At 45.7% G+C, this 670-nt stretch carries 1 protein-coding gene; it reads right to left on the reverse strand.

The window, feature by feature from the left end; all coding sequences use genetic code 11:
* Positions 1 to 670: Ig-like domain-containing protein (locus A3766_RS17065; protein ID WP_197479608.1), on the reverse strand; the 670-nt coding region annotated here is incomplete at both ends.

Genomic DNA, 670 nt, shown 5'->3' on the forward strand with positions numbered 1-670 from the left:
ATATGTGTGGTGCCATTATCAGTGATACTAAAACTCACTTCAGTGTTATCTGGAATTGCTCCGCTAGCCGAGTTAGGGCTTAAAGTCGCGGACACAATAGAGCTATCAATACCGTTGTTTAGAATAACGTTTGGAGTCAGTGACAGTGATATCGCTTTAGTAGCGTTAGGGTCTTCCGAGATTGTGAGGCTCAGAGTGTTAGAGCTTATAAGTTCTCCTGAGCTGTTTAGTAACTGGGCAGATATATCGCTGGTGCCGGCTGACAGAGCTTTTAGCAAACCGCTTTGATTAGAAAAGTAGTCATTCGATGCCGTCTCGATAGATACAACATCATTGTCACTGATTATCCAGCTTACTTCTTGGGTGAGATCTTTGCTGCTGTTATCGGAGTAGTCTGCAATGGCACTCAGTTGCAGTTCATCGTTAACGTTTATCGCGCTAGCAGGGCTGGTAATAGCAATAGAACTTAGTATTGCGTCCGTCACTGTGAAGGTTGCGCTGGACGATAGGCCTTCAAAGCTGGCGCTGACACGTGTACTACCGGGGGCAACGGTACGAATTAGTCCTGGGCTATCTACATTATTGTCGACAGTAATAAGTTGATTGTCTTCGCTTTGCCAGGTGACGAGGTGGGTGATGTCTTTAGTCGATGCATCGGTATATAAGCCAC

Source organism: Oleiphilus sp. HI0132 (assembly GCF_001635845.1).